Source organism: Rhizobium sp. BR 362, assembly GCF_036528765.1.
Classification (GTDB): domain Bacteria; phylum Pseudomonadota; class Alphaproteobacteria; order Rhizobiales; family Rhizobiaceae; genus Rhizobium.
In genome coordinates this window covers 110,885-135,153 of sequence record NZ_JARWGH010000002.1, presented here as the reverse complement: position 1 = coordinate 135,153, position 24,269 = coordinate 110,885, and the positions used below count along the sequence as shown (strand labels likewise).

The window sequence follows — 24,269 nt, the reverse complement described above, 5'->3', positions numbered from 1 at the left end:
TATAGCGGACATGGCCTTTATAGCGTGATGAAAATCCACTGTTTGTGGATCATTCAACTATCCGGAGAATGCCATGTCCGTCGATCTCGCCACCGTCAAACGCGTCGCCCATCTTGCGCGTATCGCCGTCAATGAGGACGAAGCGCAGAGGATGATGGGCGAACTGAATGGCATCTTAGGCTTCGTCGAGCAGCTTTCCGAAGTGAATGTCGATGGTGTCGAGGCCATGACCTCCGTCACGCCGATGGCGATGAAGAAACGGACGGATGAGGTCACCGACGGCAGCAAGGCCTCCGACATCGTGGCCAATGCGCCGAATACCGACCAGAATTTCTTCCTGGTGCCCAAAGTTGTCGAATAACGGCCGCACAAGCCTGTTCCGACCCATTGCTCTCATTGGACCTGAAGCGAAACAAGATGAGTGAACTGACCAGCCTGACCATCGCCGAAGCTCGCGACAAGCTGCGCGCCAAGGACATCACCGCAACCGAACTGACCGAGGCCTATCTTTCGGCGATCGAGGCGGCCAATGATCAGCTCAATGCCTATGTGAAGGTGACGCCGCAAAAGGCGCTTGAAATGGCCAAGGTGTCGGACATCCGCCTTGCAGAAGGCAAGGCCGGCGCGCTGGAGGGCATTCCGCTCGGGATCAAGGACCTGTTCGGAACCGAAGGCATTCATACCCAGGCCTGCAGCCATATCCTGGATGGTTTCGAACCGCATTACGAGTCGACCGTCACCCAGAACCTCTGGAATGACGGCGCCGTCATACTGGGCAAGCTCAACATGGATGAGTTCGCCATGGGCTCCTCCAACGAGACCTCCTATTACGGTCCGGTGATCAACCCATGGCGCGCCGCCGGTTCGAACCAGCAGCTCGTTCCCGGCGGGTCCTCGGGCGGTTCGGCCGCTGCCGTCGCGGCGCATCTCTGCGCCGGCGCCACCGCCACCGACACCGGTGGTTCCATCCGCCAGCCTGCGGCCTTTACCGGCACGGTCGGCATCAAGCCGACCTACGGCCGCTGCTCGCGCTGGGGCGTCGTCGCCTTCGCGTCGTCGCTCGACCAGGCCGGCCCGATCGCCCGCGATGTCCGCGACGCGGCGATCCTGCTGAAGTCGATGGCGAGCGTCGATCCTAAGGACACGACCTCCGTCGATCTGCCAGTGCCGGATTACGAAGCCTCGCTCGGCCAGTCTCTCAAGGGCATGAAGATCGGTATTCCGAACGAATACCGCGTCGACGGCATGCCGGAAGAAATCGAGACCCTTTGGCAGCAGGGCATCGCCTGGCTGAAGGACGCGGGCGCCGAGATTGTCAACATCTCGCTGCCGCACACGAAATACGCGCTGCCCGCCTATTACATCGTCGCGCCCGCCGAAGCCTCTTCGAACCTCGCGCGTTACGACGGCGTGCGCTACGGCCTGCGCGTCGACGGCAAGGATATCGTCGACATGTACGAAAAGACGCGCGCTGCTGGCTTCGGCCAGGAAGTCAAGCGCCGCATCATGATCGGCACCTATGTGCTGTCCGCCGGCTATTACGACGCTTATTACCTGCGCGCCCAGAAGGTTCGCACGCTGATCAAGCGCGATTTCGAACTCGTCTTCAATGCCGGCGTCGATGCCATCCTTACGCCCGCAACGCCATCCTCGGCCTTCGGCGTCGCCGACGAGAACCTCGCTTCCGATCCGGTCAAGATGTACCTCAACGACATCTTCACGGTGACGGTCAACATGGCAGGCCTTCCCGGCATCGCCGTTCCCGCCGGCCTCGACCCGAAGGGCCTGCCGCTCGGCCTGCAGCTCATCGGCAAGCCGTTCGACGAAGAAACACTGTTCAAGACCGCGCACGTCATCGAACAGGCGGCCGGCAAGTTCACGCCGGCGAAGTGGTGGTGAAATGCCCGAGGACGCGCGATCAGTCGCCAATTTTTTCCTAGAGATTGCTTGGTCGCGCGAGAAAGAAATAAGCCATCTTCAATTGCAGAAGATACTTTTTTTCGCACATGCATGGCACCTTGGGAAATATAATGAACCCTTGCTCGGCCAGCGCTTTGAAGCATGGCGACACGGACCTGTTATTCGCGTTATTTACGATCAACTGAAGCGTTTCAAGAGTAGTAGCGTTATTGAAAAGCTTAAGAAAATTGATGTCTTGAGCGGAGAGATGATAGATGCGCATGCAGATTTTACTGCGGATAAGATAGCATTTTTGACGAATCTCTTTGATTATTACTATAGCTTTCATCCGTATCAGCTTGTCAGCCTAACTCACGAAAAAGGTGGGCCTTGGGAAAAAATATGGGAAAAAGCCGGGGAAGGGGTTGTTCCGGGTATGTTAATCCCCGACGAATCAATTAGATTATGGATTCTTCGTAGGGAGGAAGCGGAGGCGAAGTACCTAACTAACTAGGAGGAAAATTTGCGCCTTTCCCTTTCAGTTCCCGAAATAGTCCGCGTGCCCGTTCTTAGTATAGAATCTGCGATTGCTCATATCATTGCTGAGTTGAACGGTTCTGCCGGAGGCTTCAATTACATTGACGCAACCAAGCGAATAAAAGTCGCTTACAAGGGCCTTCACAATTTGAACGATTTGGTCCGGGTCGCTCCATCGATGGCCGAGAAAGTCGGTCAAAAATATAATATAGATGTTGTTAAGCTGGCTGCTCCGGAGGCTTTTGGCCGGAAAACCAATGTTTTTGATTTGCATTCTCGTCGATTTCACTATGGTGGAGAGCGAGATGCATCTTACAGGGCACCATTTCTTTTCACTGAAAATGGGATAGTCAAGCTTTACTATCTCCAGCCGCGAAAGACGGCGCTGTTCACTATTGAACAGGCATCTTGTTATGCCTCGATTATCAAGAAATTTCTGTTAGATACCGAATTTTACGGTGAAAAGACCGATATCGAGATAGTCGATGTAGCGGAGCGTATTGAAGGTCAGGGACGTGTGACGCAGACTTTTACACTTGCGAATGTCGAGGTGTGGGAGGACGATAAGATCGCAGCTCACCTAAAAGTTGTTAGGGAGGCGCTGGATCATATTGAGGCCGAAAATCTCGTAAAGCGCAAACGGCGCCCGCTAAAGGATAGCGACTTACCACTTTTTTACTGAGATCGCGGACCTTCCGAAGGGATTGGACGGCGCTTTTTTGAGCGCCGTTCCTATTTATCTATTATCCAATTGCGCCCTCACCAGCCGCAATCCCTGTTCGGTAATCCGATAGGGATGACCGCCGGAGGATTTGATGGCTCTCAGGCGTTTGAGTTTGCGGAAGAGATCGAGGCCGAAACCGGGATAGAGCCAACCGTCGCGTGTGAAGCAACGGACTGTCTCGATCTTTTTGTTTTCGGAGCGGTTGATTTCAATGCGGCCGCCTTGGGCGAGCAGATGCAGGATGCGCTGTTCGGCGCGGGAAATATCCATGGTTTTCAAGATCCGGAAAGCGCCGTAAGGCGCAACAAAACGATCCGACATTCCCTTAGGGAAGCCGGGGCTTCGTTTCGGGCCCAGCGCGCAAGAAAGACTTGCGGGCGAGGCCTTTACCGGGTCTGAGAAAAGGTGGACATCAAGACTCCATTGATGCCGCATATCTAAAACAGGTTGTATCCGCCGTCAAGTTTCACCCTTGTTGAACATAGGCCGCTATCCTGCACCGGCTTCCACGTAGCGGCTGGAAAAAGCCCTTTTCCGGTGTTTTACTGCTGAAAACGGCGGGGGCCCGATGATCCATATTCGCAATGCGCACGAAGGAGAGGCCGAGATATTGGCCAATATCGGTCTGCGTTCCTGGCAGGCCGCCATGGGATCGATCGGCGGCACGGATGCGCTGTTGGATAATGCAAGCGAGGCCTTCTCGAATTTCACGCACCGGGCCTGGCTGACGATCACGGTCGTGGAGCTGAACGGGCTGGCTGCCGGCTGGGCGGCTCGCGAAGCGTTGGACGAGAATATCTCCGATTTCTGGATCGATCCCGATCATCTGCGGCAGGGACTTGGTTCGGCACTCCTGGCGCAGATCGAAAAGGATGTTCTGGAGCAGGGGCTAGAGAAGATCGCGGTGCAGACCCACGCCGGCAACACCGACGCGATCGAATTCTTCAAGGCGCATGGCTATGCCATTCATTGGCTCTCCGTCGACTATTCTCCGAAGCTCGATCGCGACGTGCCGACGGTCGGCCTTTCGAAACCGCTGCTCGAGGGCGGCGACGGAACCTATGGCTCCGCCATATAGCGGCTGCGCAGCGCTGAAAGTCTTGCGCCGCACCGCCAATTGCTCTACCTCACAAAGTTCAGAAGAACAGCATTTCAAGAGCCTCTCATGACCATTGTCGACGTCCGTACGCCAGATCCGAAGCGCTTCATCCCCGGTGCCACCGGCGATTGGGAAGTTGTTGTCGGGATGGAAGTCCATGCCCAGGTGCTGAGCAAATCCAAGCTCTTTTCCGGCGCTTCGACAGAGTTCGGCAAGCCGCAGAATTCCAACGTCTCGCTGGTCGACGCCGCCATGCCCGGCATGCTGCCCGTCATCAATGAGGAATGCGTCAAGCAGGCGGTTCGCACCGGCCTTGGTCTGAAGGCTCAGATCAACAAGCGCTCAGTCTTCGACCGCAAGAACTATTTCTATCCCGACCTGCCGCAGGGCTATCAGATCTCGCAGTACAAGGATCCGATCGTCGGCGAAGGCAAGATCGTCATCTCGCTCGGCCCGGATCGCCAGGGCCAGTTCGAGGACATCGAAATCGGCATCGAGCGCCTGCACCTGGAGCAGGACGCCGGCAAGTCGATGCACGACCAGCACGCTACCATGTCCTATGTCGACCTCAACCGTTCCGGCGTGGCGCTGATGGAAATCGTCTCCAAGCCGGACATGCGTTCGTCGGACGAAGCCAAGGCCTATATGACCAAGCTGCGTTCGATCGTGCGTTATCTCGGCACGTGCGACGGGAACATGGACGAGGGCTCCATGCGCGCCGACGTCAACGTCTCGGTCCGCCGCCCGGGTGGTGAGTTCGGCACACGCTGCGAAATCAAGAATGTCAATTCGATCCGTTTCATCGGCCAGGCGATCGAATACGAAGCCCGCCGCCAGATTGAGATCCTGGAGGACGGTGGCGCGATCGAGCAGGAAACGCGCCTATTCGATCCGAACAAGGGTGAAACCCGCTCCATGCGCTCGAAGGAAGATGCGCATGATTACCGCTACTTCCCCGATCCGGACCTGCTGCCGCTCGAATTCGACGACGCATTTATTGATGCCTTGAAAGCCGATCTGACGGAATTGCCCGACGACAAGAAGGAGCGTTTCGTGCGCGAGCTCGGCCTATCCGTCTACGACGCCTCCGTGCTTGTCTCGGAAAAGGCGATTGCCGATTATTTCGAAACGGTGGCGGCCGGTCGTGACGGCAAGATCGCCGCAAACTGGGTGATCAACGACCTCTTGGGTGCCTTGAACAAAACCGGCAAAACCATTGAGGAGACTCCGATTTCGCCCGCCCAGCTCGGCGCCATCATCGACCTCATCAAGGCTGAGACCATTTCGGGCAAGATCGCCAAGGATCTGTTCGAAATCGTGCTCAACGAGGGCGGTGATCCCGCCGAGATCGTCGAAGCCCGCGGCATGAAGCAGGTCACCGACACTGGCGCGATCGAAAAGGCTGTCGACGAGATCATCGCCGCCAACCCGGATCAGGTCGCCAAGGTCAAGGCCAAGCCGACGCTTGCCGGCTGGTTCGTCGGCCAGGTGATGAAGTCGACCGGTGGCAAGGCCAATCCGCAGGCGGTACAAGCCCTCGTCAAGGCCAAGCTCGGCATCGAAGAGGAATAGGCTCCGTGTATTTCGTCCGCACGGCCGGCGAGAAGGATCTCGGGAAGGTCCGCGACCTTCTCGTGGAGACCTGGCATGCCGCTTACGATCGGCACTACGGTGCGGCGAAGGTCGATGAACTGATCGAGTTTCTGCTGTCGCCGGCCAAGCTGAGGGCACGGTTGGCGAAGCGGCAATCCGAATTCCTGGTCGCCGACAATGGCGAGGATATAGGTGGCATGGGTTATGCCGCCATGTCCGAGCAGATGACCAAGACCGTTCTCTTGCATATGCTCTACGTCCGTCCGTCACTGCAGCGCAACGGCATCGGCCGCGACATCTTTGCTGAATTGGAAACCTGCTTTCCGGAGGCCGAGGTCATGAGCCTCGACGTCGAGCCCGAGAACGCCGAAGCCATCGCCTTCTACAAAGCCCACGGCTTTGCCGAGGTCGGCCGCAACGAGAATGCCGGCCCGGGACAGTCGGGTATTCCGGCGCTGGTGTTTGAGAAGCGGCTGGCGAGCCACTAAACGGATCATAAGAACTTGGCGACGAACGGAACCGATCTGTTGATCCGCGAAGCTGAAGAGGCGGATCTTGGCGCTCTTATCGCCCTCTTCGCCGCCGATGCCCTCGGCGGTCACGGCGACACCACCGATCCCGCCGCTTATGAAGATTACCTCCGCGCCTTCCGTGCCATCCAATCCTCGCCCGACCAGATGCTCTATGTCGGCGAGCTTCGCGGCGAGGTCGTCGGCACATTCCAGACCATGATCACCACATCGCTGACCGGCCGCGGCTCTTCCGCGATGATTATCGAGGCGGTCCAGACGCGCTCGGATCTGCGCGGGCAGGGAATTGGCGCGGCAATGATCAATTTTTGCATTGCCGAGGCAAAGAGCCGCGGCGTGCGGCTCGTGCAACTAACCTCGAATGCTCTTCGCAAGGATGCCCATCGCTTCTATGAGAGACTGGGTTTCAAGCCGAGCCATCTCGGCTTCAAGATGGCATTGAAATGACCGCTTTTCCGGCTGGAATCACTGGACAAGGCGGCATAGTGGCGGCATAAGCGAGGGATCGAATTCTGGTTTCGCCTGCTCCCAACGGGCACAAGGATAAAGACATGTGGAATTTACTCGTGCAAACCTTCACGTGGTGGAATAGTCAGACGATGGGCACCCGCTTTGCGACCTGGCGATTCGGCAAGCGCGTCGGCGAGGATGAATTCGGCAATGTCTATTACGAAGGCGGCATATCCTCCTACGGTCTTCCGAAGCGCTGGGTGATCTACAAGGGTTATGCCGAAGCTTCCGCCATTCCTCCGGGTTGGCACGGCTGGATGCACCACCGCACCGACGTTCCGCCTACCAAGGACAACTACGTTGCCAAGGAATGGCAGAAACCGCACCGCGCCAATCCGACCGGCTCGCCGCAGGCCTATCGCCCGCCGGGCTCGCTTGCCGTTGCCGGCGAACGTCCGCGCGTAACCGGCGACTATGATGCCTGGACGCCGGGCAACTGAGCACGGAAGGCCGGCCCGTCCTTTGGCCACAATTGGCCTTTAGGCGCAAGACATGCCGGCTCGTGCTCGGCGCTTTGACCGAGACCAAGCGGAGATTGGCGGATATGACGTTTTTCACGCGGAGCGCTTCTTTGCGTGCGATATCGGGAGTGGCGCTTGCCCTGGCTGCGGGCGCTGTGTTGCCGCCCTCCGCCGAGGCTGCCCGCATTTCCAACCCCGTCGCCGTCTTTTCCGGCCTCGACAAGATCACCGGTCGCATCACCACGTTTGATGTCTACATCAACGAGACCGTGCAGTTCGGCGCGCTGCAGGTGACGCCGAAGGCTTGCTATTCGCGTGACGATACCGAGCAGCAGAAGGTCGACGGCTTTGTCGAGGTAGACGAGATCACCCTCGACCGCCGCATCCGCCGCATCTTCACCGGCTGGATGTTCGCCGACAGCCCGGGCCTCAACGCCGTCGAACATCCGATCTATGACGTCTGGCTGAAAGAGTGCAAACAGAAGTCGGATATCCCGCCGCCGGACAGCGCCGGCGCCAAGTAAAGCTTCTCTCCAAACATCGGCAATGCCGCAGGATTGGCTCACGAAGGCGAAACCGCCGGAGTAATCCTGCGGCAATTCGATTAGTCGGTCCTGCCCGAAACAGCGGCTTTCCAAATCGAATGCCCGTCCGTTTCGCCGGACAGGTCGACGACAATGCGCGAGCCGTCTTTGACCCTTCGACGCATCGCATCGGCGCGATCCGGATGGATTAGGAGTTTCGCACCGTCGCTTAGTGCCTGAAGCCGTGAGCGAGAGACGCTGAGTTCAGACGCGAGCAGGCGGTCGAGGCGTAAGCTCAAAGGAAGCGTGACCGCCAGATCGATTTCCAGCAGCGACCCGCCATCCCTTTCTCCCAGCACCTCTTTCTGAACGTCGGCATCGGCAAATTCGTCGATGCATTGAGACTTGCGCCTCAATGTGTCGAGATCGAATTCCCGAGCTCGTATCCAATGAGGATCGTTGCCTTGCAACGCGTCCAGAGTAGGGGGGGTGAGGTCACGGATAGCCTGGCGCTCGAAGAGCGTCCGGTTCCATGTCTTGTCGCAATCCACGCATTTATAGATGAGCCAGGCATCCAGTTTCTTGCCGTTGGCGTTGAGCCTGATCTTGCCGCTCGACTTGAAAGGTTTGAGACAACCGCATCCGCTGCAGACGATCCATGGCTGCGGGGCGGTTCGAGGATTGATGGTCCATCGGACCTTGAGACTATTGCACATACCGTCCTGGTCTTCCGTTCGGAAGTTCACCAAGTTGGCGGTAAGACAAGCCCGTTATGGGCGCGGCGTGGCGATGTTTCGGACGGGTGAAGAGCTGAGACAGCAATGGCTGCGCATGGCGCATGTCAACAATGCCAAACCGGTCTCAAGCCACCACCCGATGAACATGATCATACGTCCGGCAGCGATGGGGCTGCCCTGACATATGGGGTGAAATTGGATGAGACCGGTGTTTACGACGGCAAAGTGGAACCTCGATGCGCCAATGCTCTTCAAGCGAGCGTTAGCAGATAAAAACGCAGATTTGAAGCCACATTGAAAGGGGCTATTTAAATCAACGTATGTACGTGGGCACTCAACTGCCGGTGAAGCTCAGATTGGGCGATTCCATCGCTTTTTCCAGCATCTTTGCGTATTCGTCCTTCGGCACGTCGATTGCGCCGAATGTCCTCAAATGCTCGGTGGTGAATTGAGTATCGAGGAGGGTGAAGCCGCGCTGCTTGAGGCGCTCGACGAGGTAGACGAGGCAGATCTTCGACGCGTCCGTGCGGCGTGAAAACATGCTCTCGCCGAAGAAGGCCGAACCCAGCGAGACGCCATAGAGGCCGCCGACCAGCTTGCTGCCCTGCCAGGCCTCGACAGAATGGGCGTGGCCGATGTGATTGAGGGTGGAATAGAGCGACCGGATGGTCTTGTTGATCCAGGTGCTTGGCCGGCCATTGGTCTGCTCGGCGCAGCCGGCGATGACGGCCTCGAAATCCGTGTTGAACCTGATATCGAAGGGCTTGCGGCGAAGGGTCTTCGCCAGGCTTTTCGAAACGTGGAAAGTATCGAGCGGCAGCACGCCACGCAGTTCCGGTTCGACCCAAAAGATTTCCGGATCATCGGCCGATTCCGCCATCGGGAAGAGACCAATGGAATAGGCGCGCAGCAAAATCTCAGGAGTAATGCCGGGATTTCTGCCGCGCGGCCCTGCCATAGGTCAAGCCGAACCTTTCGCCAGATAGTCTTCCAGCCAATGGATATCGTAATCGCCATTGGCGATATCCTGGTTGGAAACCAGATCCTGGAAGAGAGGCAGAGTGGTCTTGATGCCGTCGACCACGAATTCATCGAGCGCGCGGCGCAAGCGCATCATGCATTCGACGCGGGTACGGCCATGCACGATCAGCTTGCCGATCAGGCTGTCGTAATAGGGCGGAATTCTGTAGCCCTGATACGCGCCCGAATCGATGCGAACGCCAAGGCCGCCCGGCGCATGGAAATGCGTGATCGTGCCGGGCGAGGGCACGAAGCTGCGTGCGTCCTCCGCATTGATGCGGCATTCGATGGCGTGGCCGTGAAAATGCACATCCTCCTGCGTCACCGAAAGACCGCCGCCCGAGGCGACGCGAATCTGTTCGTGCACGAGATCGATGCCGGTGATCGCTTCGGTGACCGGATGCTCGACCTGCAGGCGGGTGTTCATTTCGATGAAATAGAACTCACCGTTTTCATAGAGGAACTCGATCGTGCCGGCGCCGCGATATTTCAGCTTCTTCATGGCGTCGGCGCAGATCTGGCCGATCTTCATGCGCTGCTCGACGTTGAGCGCCGGCGAATTGGCTTCTTCCCAGACCTTCTGGTGGCGGCGCTGCAGCGAACAGTCGCGCTCTCCGAGATGTACGGCATTGCCTTCGCCATCGCCGAACACCTGGATTTCGATGTGGCGCGGCTTACCGAGATATTTTTCCATATAGACGGATTCATTGCCGAAGGCGGCGGCCGCTTCGGTACGTGCCGTCGACCAGGCTTCGAGGACGTCCGCTTCCGTACGCGCCACTTTCATGCCGCGTCCGCCGCCGCCGGCGGTCGCCTTGATCAGCACGGGATAGCCGATTTCCTTTGCGGTCCGCAGAGCGTCCGCCTCGGTCTTCACCTCGCCGTCCGAGCCGGGAACGACGGGAATGCCAAGCTGCTGCGCGGTCGTCTTGGCAGTGATCTTGTCGCCCATGATGCGGATGTGATCCGCAGTCGGGCCGATGAAGGTAATGCCATGTGCTTCGAGAATATCGGCGAACTTGGCGTTCTCCGACAGGAACCCATAGCCCGGATGAACGGCGTCAGCACCGGTGATCTCGCAAGCCGCGACGATCTGATGGATGTTGAGATAGCTCTCGCGCGATGGCGGCGGGCCGATGCACACGCTTTCATCCGCCAGGCGCACATGCATCGCGTCGGCGTCGGCGGTCGAATGCACCGCGACGCTGGCAATGCCGAGCTCTTTGCAGGCGCGCAACACACGAAGGGCGATCTCTCCGCGATTGGCTATGAGAATCTTCGAAATCATGGGCATAGGGCCTACTCGATGACGACCAGGGCTTCGCCGTATTCGACCGGGCGTCCATCCTGAATGAGGATTTCGGTCACAATGCCGGATTTGGGCGCGGGAATCTGGTTCATCGTCTTCATCGCTTCGATGATTAGCAGCGTCTGTCCTTCCTTGACGGAAGCGCCGATTTCGATGAAGTGCGCAGCGCCCGGAGCGGGTGCCATGTAGACCGTACCGACCATCGGCGCGCTGACGACGTTGTCCGGATTGCGCGCTTTGCCGGCAGGTGCGGCGGCCGCCACGGCGGAAGCGGCGGCAGCAGGAGCTGCTGCGGCATAGGCGGGTGCTGCGATCGGTGCCTGAACATATTGAGTCGTGCCGGCTCGCGAAACACGGATGCGCAGATCTTCCTGCTCGACCTCGATCTCGGTCAGATCGGTCTCATTGAGAATATTGGCGAGGTCGCGGATCAGCGCCTGGTCGATACCCAATTTCTTGTCAGCCATGGATGTTTAGCCCTGTATTCTTGTTATTGCGTGATGGATTTCAGCGCGTGCAGCGCCAGGATGTAACTGTAAGGCCCAAAGCCGCAGATCATACCCTTGGCGGCGGGCGCGATCATCGATTTGTGCCGGAATTCTTCGCGTGCGTGGATATTGGAGATATGAACCTCCACCACCGGAATGGAAATGGCGCGGATCGCATCATGAAGCGCGATCGACGTGTGGCCATAGGCCCCCGGATTGATAGCGACGCCGGCCGCGACATCTCCGGCTTCATGCAGCCAGTCGACCAGCACGCCTTCATGGTTGCTCTGGCGAAAGTCGATGACAAAGCCAAGGCTTTCCGCCGCCGATTTGCAGTCGGCTTCGATATCCTTGAGTGTCTTGCCGCCATAGATGCCCGGCTCGCGCTTGCCGAGGGCATTCAAATTGGGTCCGTTCAGGACGAAAATGGTTTGCGCCATCAGAGGTTCCGTCAAAGTGCAGCGCAACCTATAGACTCCCGAGGGCCTATAGGAAAGCCCCCAGAACATAGGTTGGGCGTGTCTAGGTGTGGAAACGCCCCGATTTTGGCGATTTTACGCATGGCCCCGAAATCGGTTCGATTTCGAAAGGGCTAGCACCTATTCTGAAGCGCCCTGTGTCCTTTATGCATCCTGAAAGGAGCAGGGCGCAGTCGTTGCCATGGTTTAGCAGGTGGTCTTGCCGCAACTGCGGACATTGGCGATCTTCTGTTGGATGGCATCGAGGCCGATCGCGCCGGAGATCGCTTCATTTCCGATAACATAGGCTGGCGTGCCGGTTACATTGAGATCGGAGGCGAGTTGATAGGTGGCCTTGACCGAATCGGTATTCGGGCTCTTAGCCATTTCGGCCCGAATTGCCGCTTCGCTGACGCCGAGCGAGGTCGCGACTTCGATGGCGCTGTCTTCCGAGGCGCGGCCGTCACTGCTAAGCAGCGTGTGATGGAATTCGGCATATTTTTCCGGCGCCAGTTTGCGGAACGCGTCGGAGACCCTTGCGGCGGCAACCGAATCCGGTCCGAGGATCGGGAACTCCTTCAGCACGAAACGCACATTCGGGTCTTGCTTCAGCAGCGCGTCCATGTCGGGCAGCGCATGGCGGCAATAGGTGCAATTATAATCGAAGAACTCGACAACGGTGACGTTGCCCTTTGGATTGCCGATCGTGACGTCATTCTTGGAATTGAAGATGGCATCCTTGTTTTCTGCGACAGCCTGGGCGGATTGAGCGAGGCGCTGCTCGTCCTGCTTCTTCTCGAGCGCCGCTTGCGCGTCCAAGAGAACTTCCGGATGCTCGACGAGGTATTCCTTGATGAACTCCCCGAATTCCTTTTTCTGCTGGTCATCCAGCGCGGCAGCGGGCTGGACCATGGCGAGCGACGCGGCAAAGGCGATCGCTGAAGCCGCCAGCAAGGTTTTGGAAAAAAGGGTCATCGGGTCCTCGTTTGAGTGGGTGCTGAGACTCATCGTCCGGTTCGGGATATCACCGCGAGGTTAAAATCCACAAATGTACAACGGCAATTTACGGTGCATGCTTATTTCCAGAAACAGGAATTTTCACGACAAAGCCGCAATCGCGGGATTGTGAACAAGCTAATATTGCGGCAATTGTCTGGCTCCAATCCGATCCGAGAAAGAATTGACCTTGTTTTCCCTATCCAAACGCAGCGATGTCGAACCCTTCCACGCCATGGATGTGCTGGCGGAGGCAACGCGTCGGCGTCAGGCGGGGCATGCCGTTATCTCGATGGCCGTTGGCCAGCCCTCGCATCCTGCGCCGCAGGCAGCACTTGAGGCAGCACGCGCAGCACTCGGTCACGGCCGCATCGGCTACACGGACGCGCTTGGCACGCTGGCGCTGAAACAGGCCCTTGCCGGTCATTACCTTGCTCGTCACGGGCTGACCATCGATCCCATGCGGATTGCGATCACCACCGGTTCGTCCGCCGGCTTCAACCTCGCCTTTCTGACGCTGTTCGATCCCGGCGACAGCGTCGCCATCGCCAGACCCGGCTATCCCGCCTATCGCAATATTCTTGCCGCCCTCGGGCTCGATGTCGTCGAAGTGTCTGCGGCTGCCGAGACGCAATTCACGCTGACACCCGAAAGCCTGGAGGCGGCGCAAGCTGCCAGCGGTAAACGGCTGAAGGGCGTGCTGCTCGCAAGTCCCGCCAATCCGACCGGCACTGTGACCGGCAGGGCAGCACTGAAAGCGCTCGCCGACTATTGTGCCGCCCGCTCGATCGCTTTCATTTCCGACGAAATCTATCACGGACTGACTTTCGTCGGCGAGGAGACGAGCGCGCTCGAACTGACCGACCAGGCAATCGTCATCAATTCCTTTTCGAAATATTATTGCATGACCGGCTGGCGCATCGGTTGGATGGTGCTGCCGGAACGATTGGTGCGCCCTATCGAGCGCGTCGCCCAGAGCCTTTATATTTCGGCACCGGAACTCTCGCAGATCGCCGCTGCCGCAGCGCTTGGGGCAGGGGCCGAACTCGACGTCTATCGCGAAAGCTATCGCCGCAACCGCGATTTCCTGATGCGCCGTCTGCCCGAAATCGGCTTTTCCGTCGCGTCGCCGATGGACGGTGCCTTCTACGCCTATGTCGATGTCAGCCGTTTTACCAACGACAGCATGGCTTTCGCCCGCAAGATGCTGGCCGAAATCAATGTCGCCGCCACACCTGGCCTCGATTTCGATCCGGTCGAGGGACACCGCACGATGCGCATCTCCTATGCCGGCTCGAACGCGGAGATCGAGGAAGCAGTGGAACGCATGGCGGCGTGGTTGAAGTAGACGCTGTATCTATGGCCGAACGGGGCCGCCTCGTCCTTCCAGGCATTTCCGCGCTTTGCGCCGAAACGCGCCTCAGGCTGAGGCGGAGCTAGCTTCACGACATGCCGTAAAGTGCCCAAAGAGCAAATCGCGCTCAGATGCGAAAGGTTAGCCCCTCATCCTGAGTTGGGAGCGCAGCGACCCTCAAAGTACGAGGGCGGGTGTGAGGGAACCGTTGGTTACGGCAACACCTTAACCCAAATCGCTGTACATCACCCAGCCGCCGAAGAGACGTTTGTGCCGCTATTAGTCTTCTTCCGCCGCCCGAAACCCGCAAGGAGGATGAAGGGCAGAAGAAGCGTCGATCATGCCCGCTGACGGTCTTCCAAAACAAAATCCGGCCGCGTCGCCACGGCCGGACTTTGTTATTTCGTTCCAAACAGCAGCGTTCAGAAGAAACCGCGGCGCTGCCACCAACCGGCCTTCTTCGGCTTGGTCGGCTCGCCATCGCCTTCGCCGCCCTCGCTGGCGCGGCTGGATTTGACCACCGGCTCGGAGGAAGAGACGTTCGACTCGCGGTTGGCGCGCGCCGGCTTGGCCGCGGCCTCGACCATTTCGGGTTCTTCAGCCGCGACCGGTTCGGCGACCTTGTCGAGATCGCCGGCGACTTCGGCAACTCTTTCGGCTTCGGCGTCGACCACGGGCGCCTCTTCAACAACCGGTGCCTCGACGGGGGATGCTTCCGCTTTCGGCTTACGGCGGCTGCGGCCTTTAGCGGGCTTCACGTCTTCGGCGACGACGGGCGCGGTTTCGACGGCGGCCATAGCCGGCTGGCTTTCGACGGCGGCTTCACCCTCGGCGACCGCAATGTCGGCGACGGTCACGGCCGCATCGTTTTCGCCGTCATCCTCTTCTTCCGCGCCTTCTTCGGAACCGGCTTCGCTGCCAGCGGCCAATTCATTGCCTTCGCCGTCGCGATTGCGGCGCCCGCCACGCTTGCCGCGGCGGCGGCGCTTGCGCTTCTGCTGGCCGTCATCGCTGGACGCGGCCGCAACCTCGCTGCTGCCGCTTGCATCGTCCTCTTCGCCTTCATCGGCTTCCTCGTCGCCATCCTCCTGGGAGGTATCGGCTGACTCGGAAGCGACCTGGGCGTCACCGCCACGACCGCGACGGCGGCGGCGGCGCTTGCGCTTGCGGCCGCTGTCGCCGTTTTCGGAGCGGGCGGCGGGCTGCTGTTCGACGGCAGCGGCCTTTTCCTCGAGTTCCTCGTCTTCGTCCTCGTCGGCTTCGATGACGATATCGTCGTCCTCATCCTCGGGAATGGCGGCGAAGTTGAACAGGGATTCGATCTTCACCGGATTTTCCACCGGCTCGCCACGGTCGATCGCGAAATGCTGCGTGCCGACGGCATTGTCGGCACCGATGATGATGGCCACGCCGAAGCGGTTTTCGTAATCGACGATCGTCTGGCGCTTGTGATTGAGCAGATAGAGCGCGATGTCCGGCGTCGTACGCACCGTGATGTCATGCGTCGTATTCTTCAGCAGATATTCCTCGATACCGCGCAGAACATGCAGCGCGACGGAAGACTGCGAGCGCACATGGCCGGTACCGCCACAATGCGAGCAGATCTGCGTCGTGCTTTCGAGAACCGAGGCGCGGATGCGCTGGCGCGACATTTCCAGCAGGCCGAAATGCGAAATGCGTCCGACCTGAATGCGGGCACGGTCGTTCTTCAGGCATTCCTTCAGCTTCTTCTCGACAGCGCGGTTGTTGCGCTTTTCTTCCATGTCGATGAAGTCGATGACGATCAGGCCAGCAAGGTCACGCAGGCGAAGCTGGCGGGCGATTTCTTCCGCCGCTTCCAGATTGGTCTGCAGCGCTGTGTCTTCGATGGAATGCTCCCGCGTCGAGCGGCCGGAGTTGACGTCGATCGAAACCAGAGCTTCCGTCTGGTTCATGATCAGATAGCCGCCCGAGCGCAGCGTCACCTGCGGCTGCAGCATGCGGTCGAGCTGTGCCTCGATGCCGGAACGCGAGAAGATCGGGTGAATATCGCGATAGGGTTGAACCACCTTGGCGTGGCTCGGCATCAGCATCTTCATGAAGTCTTTCGCTTCACGATAGCCTTCTTCGCCGGCAACGATGATCTCGCCGATATCCTTGTTGTAGAGGTCGCGAATCGAGCGCTTGATCAGGCTGCCTTCCTCGTAGACGAGGCAAGGCGCGGTCGAAGCGAGCGTCAGCGTGCGGACGTTTTCCCATAGGCGCATCAGATATTCGAAATCGCGCTTGACCTCGACCTTGGTGCGGTTGGCGCCGGCGGTGCGAAGAATGACGCCCATGCCCTGCGGCACTTCGAGCATCTTGGCGATTTCCTTCAGGCGCTTGCGATCCTGCGGATTGGTAATCTTGCGGGAAATGCCGCCGCCGCGTGCCGTGTTCGGCATCAGAACCGAGTAGCGGCCTGCGAGCGAAAGATAGGTGGTGAGCGCAGCACCCTTGTTGCCGCGTTCTTCCTTGGCGACCTGCACCAGCAGGATCTGCCGGCGCTTGATGACTTCCTGGATGCGATACTGCTTGCGCGGTTTGCGCTGCGTGCGGTCCGGAACCTCTTCCATCGCGTCTTCGGCGCCGACGGATTCGATCACTTCTTCTTCCTGGTCGTGATCATCGTCGTCGTCATCGTCATGACGGCGCTTGGAAACGTCGACGTCCTCGGAAATCGAATCGGTTTCGACCATCGCGGCCATTTCGCCGGATGGGCCGCTTTCCTCGTCTTCGCCTGGGGCGTCGACCGTTGCGACCGCCTCGGCCGCAGGCGCCTCGTCGGCGGACGCTTCCGCGACCACCTTCTTGCGGCTGCGACGCGGCTTGGCCTTCTTCGCCGGCGCTTCTTCGGCAGCGTGAGCCGCTACCTCGGGGGCAGGGGCTTCTTCCGCTATCGCGGGTTCCGCTTCGGCCTCGTCCTTGTGAACGATGCCGATGTCGGGCTGTTCCTGCTGGGAAAGATCGAGCGCCGTTTCGACATGTTCGACATCATCGTCGCGGCGATGCTCTTCGGCTTCCGCCTTCAAGAGCGCCTGCCGGTCGGCAAGCGGGATCTGGTAGTAGTCGGGATGGATTTCGGCAAAGGCCAGGAAGCCGTGCCGGTTGCCACCGTAGTCCACGAAGGCCGCCTGTAGCGAGGGCTCGACCCTCGTCACCTTGGCGAGATAGATGTTGCCGCGGATTTGCTTCTTATGCTGCGACTCGAAGTCAAATTCTTCTATGCGGTTCCCGCGAACGACAACGACACGCGTCTCTTCCTCGTGAGACGCATCGATAAGCATTTTGTCTGCCATGTAAGCTGTGCTCCTCGGCGCTGGCATGCGGAAAGGCGCCGGCCTGTCGCTAGGACAGGCTGGTTGCACTCCATCATTGCTGCACCGGATAATGAAAGTCGCGATTGGTTGTTTTGCGATGACAGTAACTGCAGCCAGACGCCAGCCGGGACATTAGTTTCCCGGGGTCTGTTCACTTTTTGAAAAAGCTGCTGCGGTACCATCCGTAACCAAGCGAGATCGACAATGCCTTAGACCCAACGAACGGGTCCGATGAATGTGCTCTTTAAAGAGCGTTTGGTGGCTATCCACCGATGAATTTCCCGCGCAAAACCGGAAATTCAGATATCCAGTATGGGAGCAGAAGCACTGGAGACGGCGGATGACGGCCGCTTATGGCGCCTGGTACTCGAGGCGGCTGCCTTTGCGGCGACTCTATCCCGTCAACACTTCTACCCTAATATGCGTTGTATGTTTTATCTGTCACAATAGCAAGGGGAAAGCCAAGTATGCCATAATATTGATGGATTCGTCCTATGAGGAAGGTGCGGGGACGGCGTCTCCGATTCCTCTCCCGGTACGCCATCATATCGGCACTATCGCATCATTTCTGGTTTTCCCGTTATTTTTTGGACTTCAAAAACAACGTTGAAATCAATATGGGGCGCGGTGGGCAATTATTAAAGGGATTGCGGGCATGCGACGGAGAATGGCGTGAGGGCTTTGCGGATCGCAGCAGTAGCCCTCGCAATGATGGCTCTTCCAGTTCTTTCTCCGCTTGCGACGGCCGTGGCGGCCGCCGATCCATTGCTCGCCTATGGTGCCCGCATTGCTGGCGACGACGCCCGCACGCGTATCGTCATCGATATGGATCGCGAGCCGACATTCTCCGTTCACTATCTCGACAATCCGGTGCGCATTATCGTCGATCTTCCGGCGACCGCCTTCGGCTTCCCGGCTGGCGATCTGAAGCCGATCGGCCTCTTCAAGGATATCCGCTACGGTACCATGGATGAGGACAGCGCCCGCATCGTGCTGACGGCGACCAAGCCTGCGAAGCTCGTCATGACCAAGGTGCAGCCGGACGAAAGCGGCAAGGGGCATCGCCTCGTGCTCGATGCCGAGATGATGCCTGCCGGGCAATTTGCGGAGCTTATCAAGCAACAGAGCTGGACCAACGACGACACCGCAAAGGATGTCGGTCCGGTGGCGCCGATCGAAAAGGCTGATCCGAGCAAATTCCTCGTCGCCGTCGACGCTGGTCACGGCGGTATCGACGCTGGGGCGACCGCGAGCGATGGCGTCACGCAGGAAAAGGACATCACGCTTGCTTTCGCCAAGCTCCTCGCCGACAAGCTGAACGCACAGCCAGGCATCAAAGCCTTCCTGACGCGTGACAACGATGAATATCTGTCGCTGTCGCAACGGGTGACCATCGCCAGGCAGAACCATGCGTCCTTGTTTATCTCGCTGCATGCCGATACGCTGAAGCAAAAGGATATCCGAGGCGCGACGGTCTATACGATCTCCGACAAGGCTTCCGACAAGCTTGCCGGTGAAGTTGCGGACCGGGAGAACAATTCCGACCAGCTCGCCGGTGCCGAGACGCAGGCCCAGCCCGCCGCAGTCGCCGACATTTTGATGGACCTGACCCGGCGTGAGACGCAGGCTTTTTCCATCTCGCTGGCGCAGGATGTGCTGACTTCGTTCAACGGCCAGATCGCCATGATCAACAATCCGCATCGCCACGCCGGTTTCCGCGTGCTGCAGGCGCCGGATGTTCCTTCCATTCTCCTCGAACTCGGTTTCCTTTCGAACAAGGATGACGAGAAGCTTCTGCTCGATCCCGATTGGCGGCAGAAATTGGCTGATCGCCTGACAGATGCCGTCCAGCAATACCGCATTTCCACCATTGCGAATGGCGGCTGAGTCGGCGGACGGAGCTGCCGTTCGTGTCTTCCATGTAACAGCCGTTGCTAATGGGCGGGGATGAAGTGAGGAATACCGGCCGCGAGCCCTATTTTGCTCACATTCCCGTCTTTACACCAAACTATTGTTTGCGGCGGTCGGCATGCACGGCTTTGTGCTGCTGCCGTCTTGCATTAACGCCGTCAGCGTGCAAAACGCCCGTGAATGTGCGATGGTCTCGCACATGCGCCGCATGAAGAAGAAGCACCGGTAGCATCATATGGTCAGACTGATTGGATATTTCTTTGGGCTGGGCTGCATCCTGTTCCTGGGTGCGGCTGCTGCTGCGGCTATTTATCTGAGTGTCGTCTCCAAGGATCTGCCGGACTATGAAGTCCTTGCCAAGTATGCGCCGCCGGTGACGACGCGCATTCACGCCGGCAACGGCGCGCTGATGAAGGAATATTCACGCGAGAACCGGCTGTTTCTGCCGATCCAGGCCATTCCCGATCGCGTCAAGGCCGCTTTCCTCTCGGCCGAAGACAAGAACTTTTACAATCATCCGGGTGTCGATGTCGGCGGCCTGATGCGCGCCGTTGCAGTCAACCTGCAGAATATCGGTTCCGGCCGCCGTTTCGTCGGCGCCTCGACCATCACCCAGCAGGTCGCGAAAAACTTTTTGCTTTCGGCCGACCAGACTTTCGACCGCAAGATCAAGGAAGCGATCCTCTCCTTCCGCATCGAACAGGCCTACAGCAAGGACAAGATTCTCGAACTTTACCTGAACGAGATCTATTTCGGCCTTAATTCCTATGGCATCGCCGGTGCCGCACTCACCTATTTCGACAAGTCGGTCAACGAACTGACCATTGCCGAATCGGCCTATCTCGCTTCGCTGCCGAAGGGCCCGTCCAACTACAATCCGTTCCGCCATCCCGACGCCGCGATGACCCGCCGCAATTGGGTCATCGACCGCATGGTCGAGAATGGTTATGTCAGCCAGAGCGACGGCGAAGAGGCCAAGAAGCAGCCGCTCGGCGTTGTGCCGCCGAAAAGCGGCCCGTCGCTCTTTGCCTCCGACTATTTCTCCGAAGAAGTCCGCCGCCAGTTGATCGACCAGTACGGCGAGAAGATGCTTTATGAGGGTGGGCTTTCGGTCCGCACCTCGCTCGATCCGCAAATACAACTGGAAGCGCGCAAGGCACTGCAGGACGGTCTCGTCGATTATGACGAGCGCCGCGGCTTCCATGGCCCCATCAAACAGATCGCGACATCGCAGGACTGGGGTTCGGAACTCGCCAAGATCCCGGCCTTGAGTGACGTGCCGGAGTGGCAGTTGGCGGTCGTGCTGTCCGTGTCCGACCAGGCGGTAGATATCGGCCTGCAGCCGAGTGTCGATGCTGCCGGCAAGGTTGCGAACGACCGCAAGCGCGGTACGATTGCCGCAGCCGATATGCGCTGGGCTTACCGCTCGGCCGGCGGCGGCAAGACCGCGAAATCGCCGAGCGGCGTGCTGGGTCCCGGCGATGTGATCTATGTCCAGAAGACCGGCGACGCCGATTCCAGCGCCTATCGCCTGCGCCAGCCTCCGAAGGTGCAGGGCGGTCTCGTCGTCATGGATCCGCATACCGGCCGCGTGCTCGCCATGGTCGGCGGCTTCTCCTATGCGCAATCGGAGTTCAACCGCGCCACCCAGGCAAAGCGCCAGCCCGGCTCCTCCTTCAAGCCCTTCGTTTACGCAGCGGCCATGGACAATGGTTACACGCCGGCTTCGGTCATTCTGGACGATCCGCTCGAGATCACGCTCAGCAATGGGCAGGTGTGGAAGCCGGAAAACTACGAAGGCGAAGGCGGCGGCGCCCACACGCTGCGCTTTGCCATCGAGCATTCGCGTAACCTGATGACGGTGCGTCTCGCTGCGGACATGGGCATGCCGCTTGTCGCCGAATATGCCGACCGCTTCGGCATCTACGACCATATGAATCCGGTTCTTGCCATGGCGCTCGGTGCCGGCGAGACGACGGTGCTGCGCATGGTTTCCGCCTATTCGGTCATTGCCAATGGCGGCAAGCAGATCAAGCCGACATTGATCGACCGCATTCAGGACCGCTACGGCGCGACCATCTTCAAGCATGAGGAACGTGTCTGCGACACCTGCAATGTCAGCGACTGGCAGAACCAGGATGAACCCGTCATCGCTGACAATCGCGAGCAGGTGCTCGATCCGATGACTGCCTATCAGGTCACGTCGATGATGCAGGGCGTGGTCATCCGCGGCACGGCGGCGGGCAAGATCAAGCTCAATACGGATGTCGCCGGCAAGACCGGTACAACCAATGACGAGAAGGACGCCTGGTTCGTCGGCTTTACGCCGAGCCTCGTCGCTGGTCTCTATGTCGGCTATGACACGCCGAGCACACTCGGCCGCGGCGCGACCGGCGGCTCGATCGCCGCGCCGATCTTCAACGAGTTCATGCAGGCCGCCACCAAGGATGAATCGCCGGAGAAATTCCAGGTTCCGGCGGGCATGAATATGATGGCTGTGAACCGCGCGACTGGCATGGCCGCGCAGCCCGGCGATCCGGACGCCATCATGGAAGCCTTCAAGCCCGGCACAGGCCCGGCGACCACCTATACGGTCATCGGCGGCGGCGATGCGTCGGCGCAGGTCGCGCCCGAGGAAATTCTGAAGACCTCGCCGCAGGCCAACCAGGCGGTCACGTCAGGCGCGGGCGGCCTCTTCTGATCCCGTCGGATTTCTCCATTGATCATGCCGCGGGGCTTTACAGTCGCGGCATGTATATCTATGTCACCAGCACTCTTTGAATTGAACAGCCGTTCACATCGAACGGCCGAATAAAGAAGCAGGAATATGCGAGCGGAAATCGAGAATGTGGTCGACGAAACCAAGCAGGCCATAAGCCTGCTGAGGAGGCATCTTTGACTGGGATCAGGCGATAAGACGACTGGACTGGTTGAACAATAAGGCAGAGGATCCGACCCTCTGGAACGATGCCTCAGAGGCGCAGAAGCTGATGCGCGAGCGCCAGCAGCTTGATGACGGCATCAACGGCGTGCGCGCGCTTGAGCAGCAGCTTGCCGACAATGTCGAACTGATCGAGCTTGGCGAGGAAGAGGGCGATGCCGACGTCGTCCGCGAGGCCGAAGAGGCCCTCAAGAGCCTGAAGACGGAAGCTGCACGCCGGCAGGTGGAAGCCATGCTGTCAGGCGAGGCCGACAGCAACGACACCTACCTCGAAGTCCATTCCGGCGCCGGCGGCACCGAGAGCCAGGACTGGGCCAACATGCTGCTACGCATGTACACCCGTTGGGCCGAGCGTCAGCGCTTCAAGGTGGAGCTGCTGGAAGTCCATGACGGTGAAGAAGCCGGCATCAAATCGGCTACCCTTCTGGTCAAGGGCCACAACGCCTATGGCTGGCTGAAGACCGAATCGGGCGTTCACCGCCTGGTGCGCATCTCGCCCTATGACAGCAACGCCCGCCGTCACACCTCCTTCTCGTCGATCTGGGTCTATCCCGTCGTGGACGACTCCATCCAGATCGAGATCAACGAGAGCGACTGCCGCATCGATACCTACCGCTCGTCTGGCGCCGGCGGCCAGCACGTCAATACAACGGATTCGGCCGTGCGCATCACGCACATACCGACCGGCATCGTCGTGCAGTGCCAACAGGAACGCTCGCAGCACAAGAACCGTGCGAAAGCCTGGGACATGCTGCGCGCCCGCATGTACGAAGCGGAGCTGATGAAGCGGGAAGAAGCCGCCAACGCCGAAGCCGCGTCGAAGACCGATATCGGCTGGGGCCATCAGATCCGGTCTTACGTGCTGCAGCCCTATCAGCTCGTAAAAGACCTGCGCACCGGGGTCGCCAGCACGGCTCCGGACGACGTGCTCGATGGCGATCTCAACGAGTTTATGGAAGCCGCCCTCGCGCACCGCATCAGCGGCGCTGCCGATGCGGTCGTGGACGACGTGGATTAAGAGCCGAAGGTGTTTGATAGACGAAAAGCCCCGGAGACGGGGCTTTTTTGTTGGGCGTAACATGGCAGTCACGAGATGGTTTTAGAGAGCTGGCCGGTCAATGATATCTGGGGCGACTGTGCTCAAGGCACAGTGTCGGCATCCGTCTCGCGCAACAATTGGTCCAATGTCAGAAGCGGTGTGTTCATCGCTTTCGCATAGGCATAATGAAAACAATCGAAGTTGCTCAGGTGACGACGACCGAGGCCATGTTTTTCAGCGACTGCAACGGCGAAGGATAGCACGCGGCGTGGTGAAACCGGCTCCTGAAGGCGAATGTTGCGCGAGTCCAGCCATTCGAGGACGGCGCCCTCGGCTTCGCTGTATTTGCAATTGAGCTGGTCCGGCCGCGAAAGCACGATGATAGCTTCCCATGCGGCCAAAGCTGACGTTAAGGGGGAGGTGGCATCCAACAGTGCTGCCTCGTAGGCTTCGGCGCTGTCTTCGCCCGCCATCATGGACACGATCGCGCACGCATCAACAAACATTAGTCGTTGCCGTTGAGATCGTGATCAAGCTGATGATAAGCCTCAGGCGGCACCGGTTTGCGGTTTGGCGCAAAGGACAAGCCACGTTTAGCGAGAATTTTGCGAGCAGTCTCGCTTGGTGCTTCCCGACGCAGGCGCATGTTGATTGCCTCTCTCAAGGCAACAATAACGGCGTCCGTCACGGTCGTTTGGTCGATCCTAGCCAGTTCTCTGGCAAGCGTATCCGCTTCTTCATTTCGGATGCTAAGCACCATCGGTATAGCTCCCTGCGTCTGGCTTACTATACAGGCCTGTA

At 59.0% G+C, this 24,269-nt stretch carries 25 protein-coding genes; 15 read left to right on the top strand and 10 right to left on the bottom strand.

Translation table 11 applies throughout. From position 1 onward, the window contains the following. Positions 1-73 precede the first annotated feature (73 nt). From gatC to QDY28_RS02865, 4 genes are read left to right on the top strand one after another with little or no spacing between them, the layout of a single operon-like run. Positions 74-361 carry an Asp-tRNA(Asn)/Glu-tRNA(Gln) amidotransferase subunit GatC gene (gene gatC, locus QDY28_RS02880; protein WP_331380179.1) on the top strand — a complete coding sequence of 96 codons (288 nt, stop codon included), beginning with the start codon at positions 74-76 and terminating at the stop codon, positions 359-361. A 56-nt stretch (positions 362-417) separates the two neighbouring features. Further along, positions 418-1,899, top strand: a complete 1,482-nt coding sequence (gene gatA, locus QDY28_RS02875; protein WP_331380178.1) for an Asp-tRNA(Asn)/Glu-tRNA(Gln) amidotransferase subunit GatA — start codon at positions 418-420, stop codon at positions 1,897-1,899. Between the two features lies 1 nt (position 1,900). Then, on the top strand, positions 1,901-2,413 hold the full coding sequence (locus QDY28_RS02870; RefSeq protein WP_331380177.1) for a Panacea domain-containing protein: 513 nt from the start codon (positions 1,901-1,903) through the stop codon (positions 2,411-2,413). 9 nt (positions 2,414-2,422) lie between these two features. Then, positions 2,423-3,118, top strand: a complete 696-nt coding sequence (locus tag QDY28_RS02865; protein WP_331380176.1) for a hypothetical protein — start codon at positions 2,423-2,425, stop codon at positions 3,116-3,118. Positions 3,119-3,172: 54 nt separating this feature from the next. On the opposite strand, the gene QDY28_RS02860 is transcribed toward QDY28_RS02865, so the two are convergent. Next, complete coding sequence (locus QDY28_RS02860) at positions 3,173-3,430, bottom strand: YjhX family toxin (protein ID WP_331380175.1); 258 nt, start codon at positions 3,428-3,430, stop codon at positions 3,173-3,175. Between the two features lie 298 nt (positions 3,431-3,728). Here QDY28_RS02860 and QDY28_RS02855 point away from each other — a divergent pair, with 298 nt between their 5' ends. The 6 genes from QDY28_RS02855 to QDY28_RS02830 all read left to right on the top strand — a co-directional run bounded on the left by QDY28_RS02855 (position 3,729) and on the right by QDY28_RS02830 (position 7,877). Next, a complete protein-coding gene (locus QDY28_RS02855) occupies positions 3,729-4,238 on the top strand; it encodes a GNAT family N-acetyltransferase (protein ID WP_331380174.1) in 510 nt (169 codons plus the stop codon). Positions 4,239-4,325: 87 nt separating this feature from the next. After that, on the top strand, positions 4,326-5,831 hold the full coding sequence (gatB, locus tag QDY28_RS02850; RefSeq protein WP_331380173.1) for an Asp-tRNA(Asn)/Glu-tRNA(Gln) amidotransferase subunit GatB: 1,506 nt from the start codon (positions 4,326-4,328) through the stop codon (positions 5,829-5,831). A gap of 5 nt (positions 5,832-5,836) precedes the next feature. Beyond that, positions 5,837-6,340: a GNAT family N-acetyltransferase gene (locus QDY28_RS02845; protein WP_331380172.1), complete on the top strand. Its 504-nt coding sequence runs from the start codon at positions 5,837-5,839 to the stop codon at positions 6,338-6,340. A 15-nt stretch (positions 6,341-6,355) separates the two neighbouring features. Beyond that, entirely contained in the window at positions 6,356-6,829 is a 474-nt protein-coding gene (locus tag QDY28_RS02840) for a GNAT family N-acetyltransferase (RefSeq protein ID WP_331380171.1), read from the top strand. A gap of 104 nt (positions 6,830-6,933) precedes the next feature. Next, positions 6,934-7,332: an NADH:ubiquinone oxidoreductase subunit NDUFA12 gene (locus tag QDY28_RS02835; RefSeq protein WP_331380170.1), complete on the top strand. Its 399-nt coding sequence runs from the start codon at positions 6,934-6,936 to the stop codon at positions 7,330-7,332. 104 nt (positions 7,333-7,436) lie between these two features. Continuing rightward, a complete protein-coding gene (locus QDY28_RS02830) occupies positions 7,437-7,877 on the top strand; it encodes a DUF2155 domain-containing protein (RefSeq protein WP_107107780.1) in 441 nt (146 codons plus the stop codon). 80 nt (positions 7,878-7,957) lie between these two features. Here the strand turns inward: QDY28_RS02830 and QDY28_RS02825 are convergent, their stop codons facing one another. Then, positions 7,958-8,593 (bottom strand): DUF1062 domain-containing protein, encoded by a 636-nt coding sequence (locus QDY28_RS02825; protein WP_331380169.1) that lies wholly within the window; start codon positions 8,591-8,593, stop codon positions 7,958-7,960. A 34-nt stretch (positions 8,594-8,627) separates the two neighbouring features. On the opposite strand from QDY28_RS02825, the gene QDY28_RS02820 reads away from it, so the two are divergent. Beyond that, a complete protein-coding gene (locus QDY28_RS02820) occupies positions 8,628-8,795 on the top strand; it encodes a hypothetical protein (protein ID WP_331380168.1) in 168 nt (55 codons plus the stop codon). 153 nt (positions 8,796-8,948) lie between these two features. On the opposite strand, the gene aat is transcribed toward QDY28_RS02820, so the two are convergent. The 5 genes from aat to QDY28_RS02795 all read right to left on the bottom strand — a co-directional run bounded on the left by aat (position 8,949) and on the right by QDY28_RS02795 (position 12,864). Further along, positions 8,949-9,572: a leucyl/phenylalanyl-tRNA--protein transferase gene (gene aat / locus QDY28_RS02815; protein WP_331380167.1), complete on the bottom strand. Its 624-nt coding sequence runs from the start codon at positions 9,570-9,572 to the stop codon at positions 8,949-8,951. A 3-nt stretch (positions 9,573-9,575) separates the two neighbouring features. Further along, positions 9,576-10,928, bottom strand: coding sequence for an acetyl-CoA carboxylase biotin carboxylase subunit (gene accC / locus QDY28_RS02810; RefSeq protein WP_331380166.1), 1,353 nt, complete (start codon positions 10,926-10,928; stop codon positions 9,576-9,578). Positions 10,929-10,933: 5 nt separating this feature from the next. Beyond that, positions 10,934-11,410, bottom strand: coding sequence for an acetyl-CoA carboxylase biotin carboxyl carrier protein (accB, locus tag QDY28_RS02805; protein WP_331380165.1), 477 nt, complete (start codon positions 11,408-11,410; stop codon positions 10,934-10,936). A 23-nt stretch (positions 11,411-11,433) separates the two neighbouring features. Beyond that, positions 11,434-11,871: a type II 3-dehydroquinate dehydratase gene (gene aroQ, locus QDY28_RS02800; protein ID WP_331380164.1), complete on the bottom strand. Its 438-nt coding sequence runs from the start codon at positions 11,869-11,871 to the stop codon at positions 11,434-11,436. Between the two features lie 225 nt (positions 11,872-12,096). Further along, positions 12,097-12,864, bottom strand: a complete 768-nt coding sequence (locus tag QDY28_RS02795; RefSeq protein ID WP_331380163.1) for a DsbA family protein — start codon at positions 12,862-12,864, stop codon at positions 12,097-12,099. A 211-nt stretch (positions 12,865-13,075) separates the two neighbouring features. Here QDY28_RS02795 and QDY28_RS02790 point away from each other — a divergent pair, with 211 nt between their 5' ends. Further along, positions 13,076-14,233, top strand: a complete 1,158-nt coding sequence (locus tag QDY28_RS02790) for a pyridoxal phosphate-dependent aminotransferase (protein ID WP_331380435.1) — start codon at positions 13,076-13,078, stop codon at positions 14,231-14,233. Between the two features lie 428 nt (positions 14,234-14,661). Here QDY28_RS02790 and QDY28_RS02785 read toward each other — a convergent pair whose 3' ends face one another. Further along, a complete protein-coding gene (locus tag QDY28_RS02785) occupies positions 14,662-17,556 on the bottom strand; it encodes an Rne/Rng family ribonuclease (RefSeq protein ID WP_331380162.1) in 2,895 nt (964 codons plus the stop codon). A gap of 729 nt (positions 17,557-18,285) precedes the next feature. Between QDY28_RS02785 and QDY28_RS02780 the strand changes: the two genes are divergently transcribed. The 3 genes from QDY28_RS02780 (at position 18,286) to prfB (ending at position 23,447) form a co-directional block, all read left to right on the top strand. Further along, on the top strand, positions 18,286-19,464 hold the full coding sequence (locus tag QDY28_RS02780; RefSeq protein ID WP_331380434.1) for an N-acetylmuramoyl-L-alanine amidase: 1,179 nt from the start codon (positions 18,286-18,288) through the stop codon (positions 19,462-19,464). Positions 19,465-19,723: 259 nt separating this feature from the next. Beyond that, positions 19,724-22,189 (top strand): penicillin-binding protein 1A, encoded by a 2,466-nt coding sequence (locus QDY28_RS02775; RefSeq protein ID WP_331380161.1) that lies wholly within the window; start codon positions 19,724-19,726, stop codon positions 22,187-22,189. Positions 22,190-22,315: 126 nt separating this feature from the next. Then, positions 22,316-23,447 (top strand): peptide chain release factor 2 gene (prfB, locus tag QDY28_RS02770; RefSeq protein WP_331380160.1). Its coding sequence is split into 2 segments (ribosomal slippage): positions 22,316-22,384 and positions 22,386-23,447, totalling 1,131 coding nucleotides; the frame shifts between segments, so codons are not numbered across the junction. Positions 23,448-23,569: 122 nt separating this feature from the next. On the opposite strand, the gene QDY28_RS02765 is transcribed toward prfB, so the two are convergent. Both QDY28_RS02765 and QDY28_RS02760 read right to left on the bottom strand, forming a co-directional pair. Next, positions 23,570-23,974 carry a type II toxin-antitoxin system VapC family toxin gene (locus QDY28_RS02765; RefSeq protein ID WP_331380159.1) on the bottom strand — a complete coding sequence of 135 codons (405 nt, stop codon included), beginning with the start codon at positions 23,972-23,974 and terminating at the stop codon, positions 23,570-23,572. Continuing rightward, positions 23,974-24,228, bottom strand: a complete 255-nt coding sequence (locus QDY28_RS02760; RefSeq protein WP_037136060.1) for a type II toxin-antitoxin system VapB family antitoxin — start codon at positions 24,226-24,228, stop codon at positions 23,974-23,976. Before QDY28_RS02760 ends, QDY28_RS02765 begins: the two co-directional genes overlap by 1 nt. Positions 24,229-24,269 lie beyond the last annotated feature (41 nt).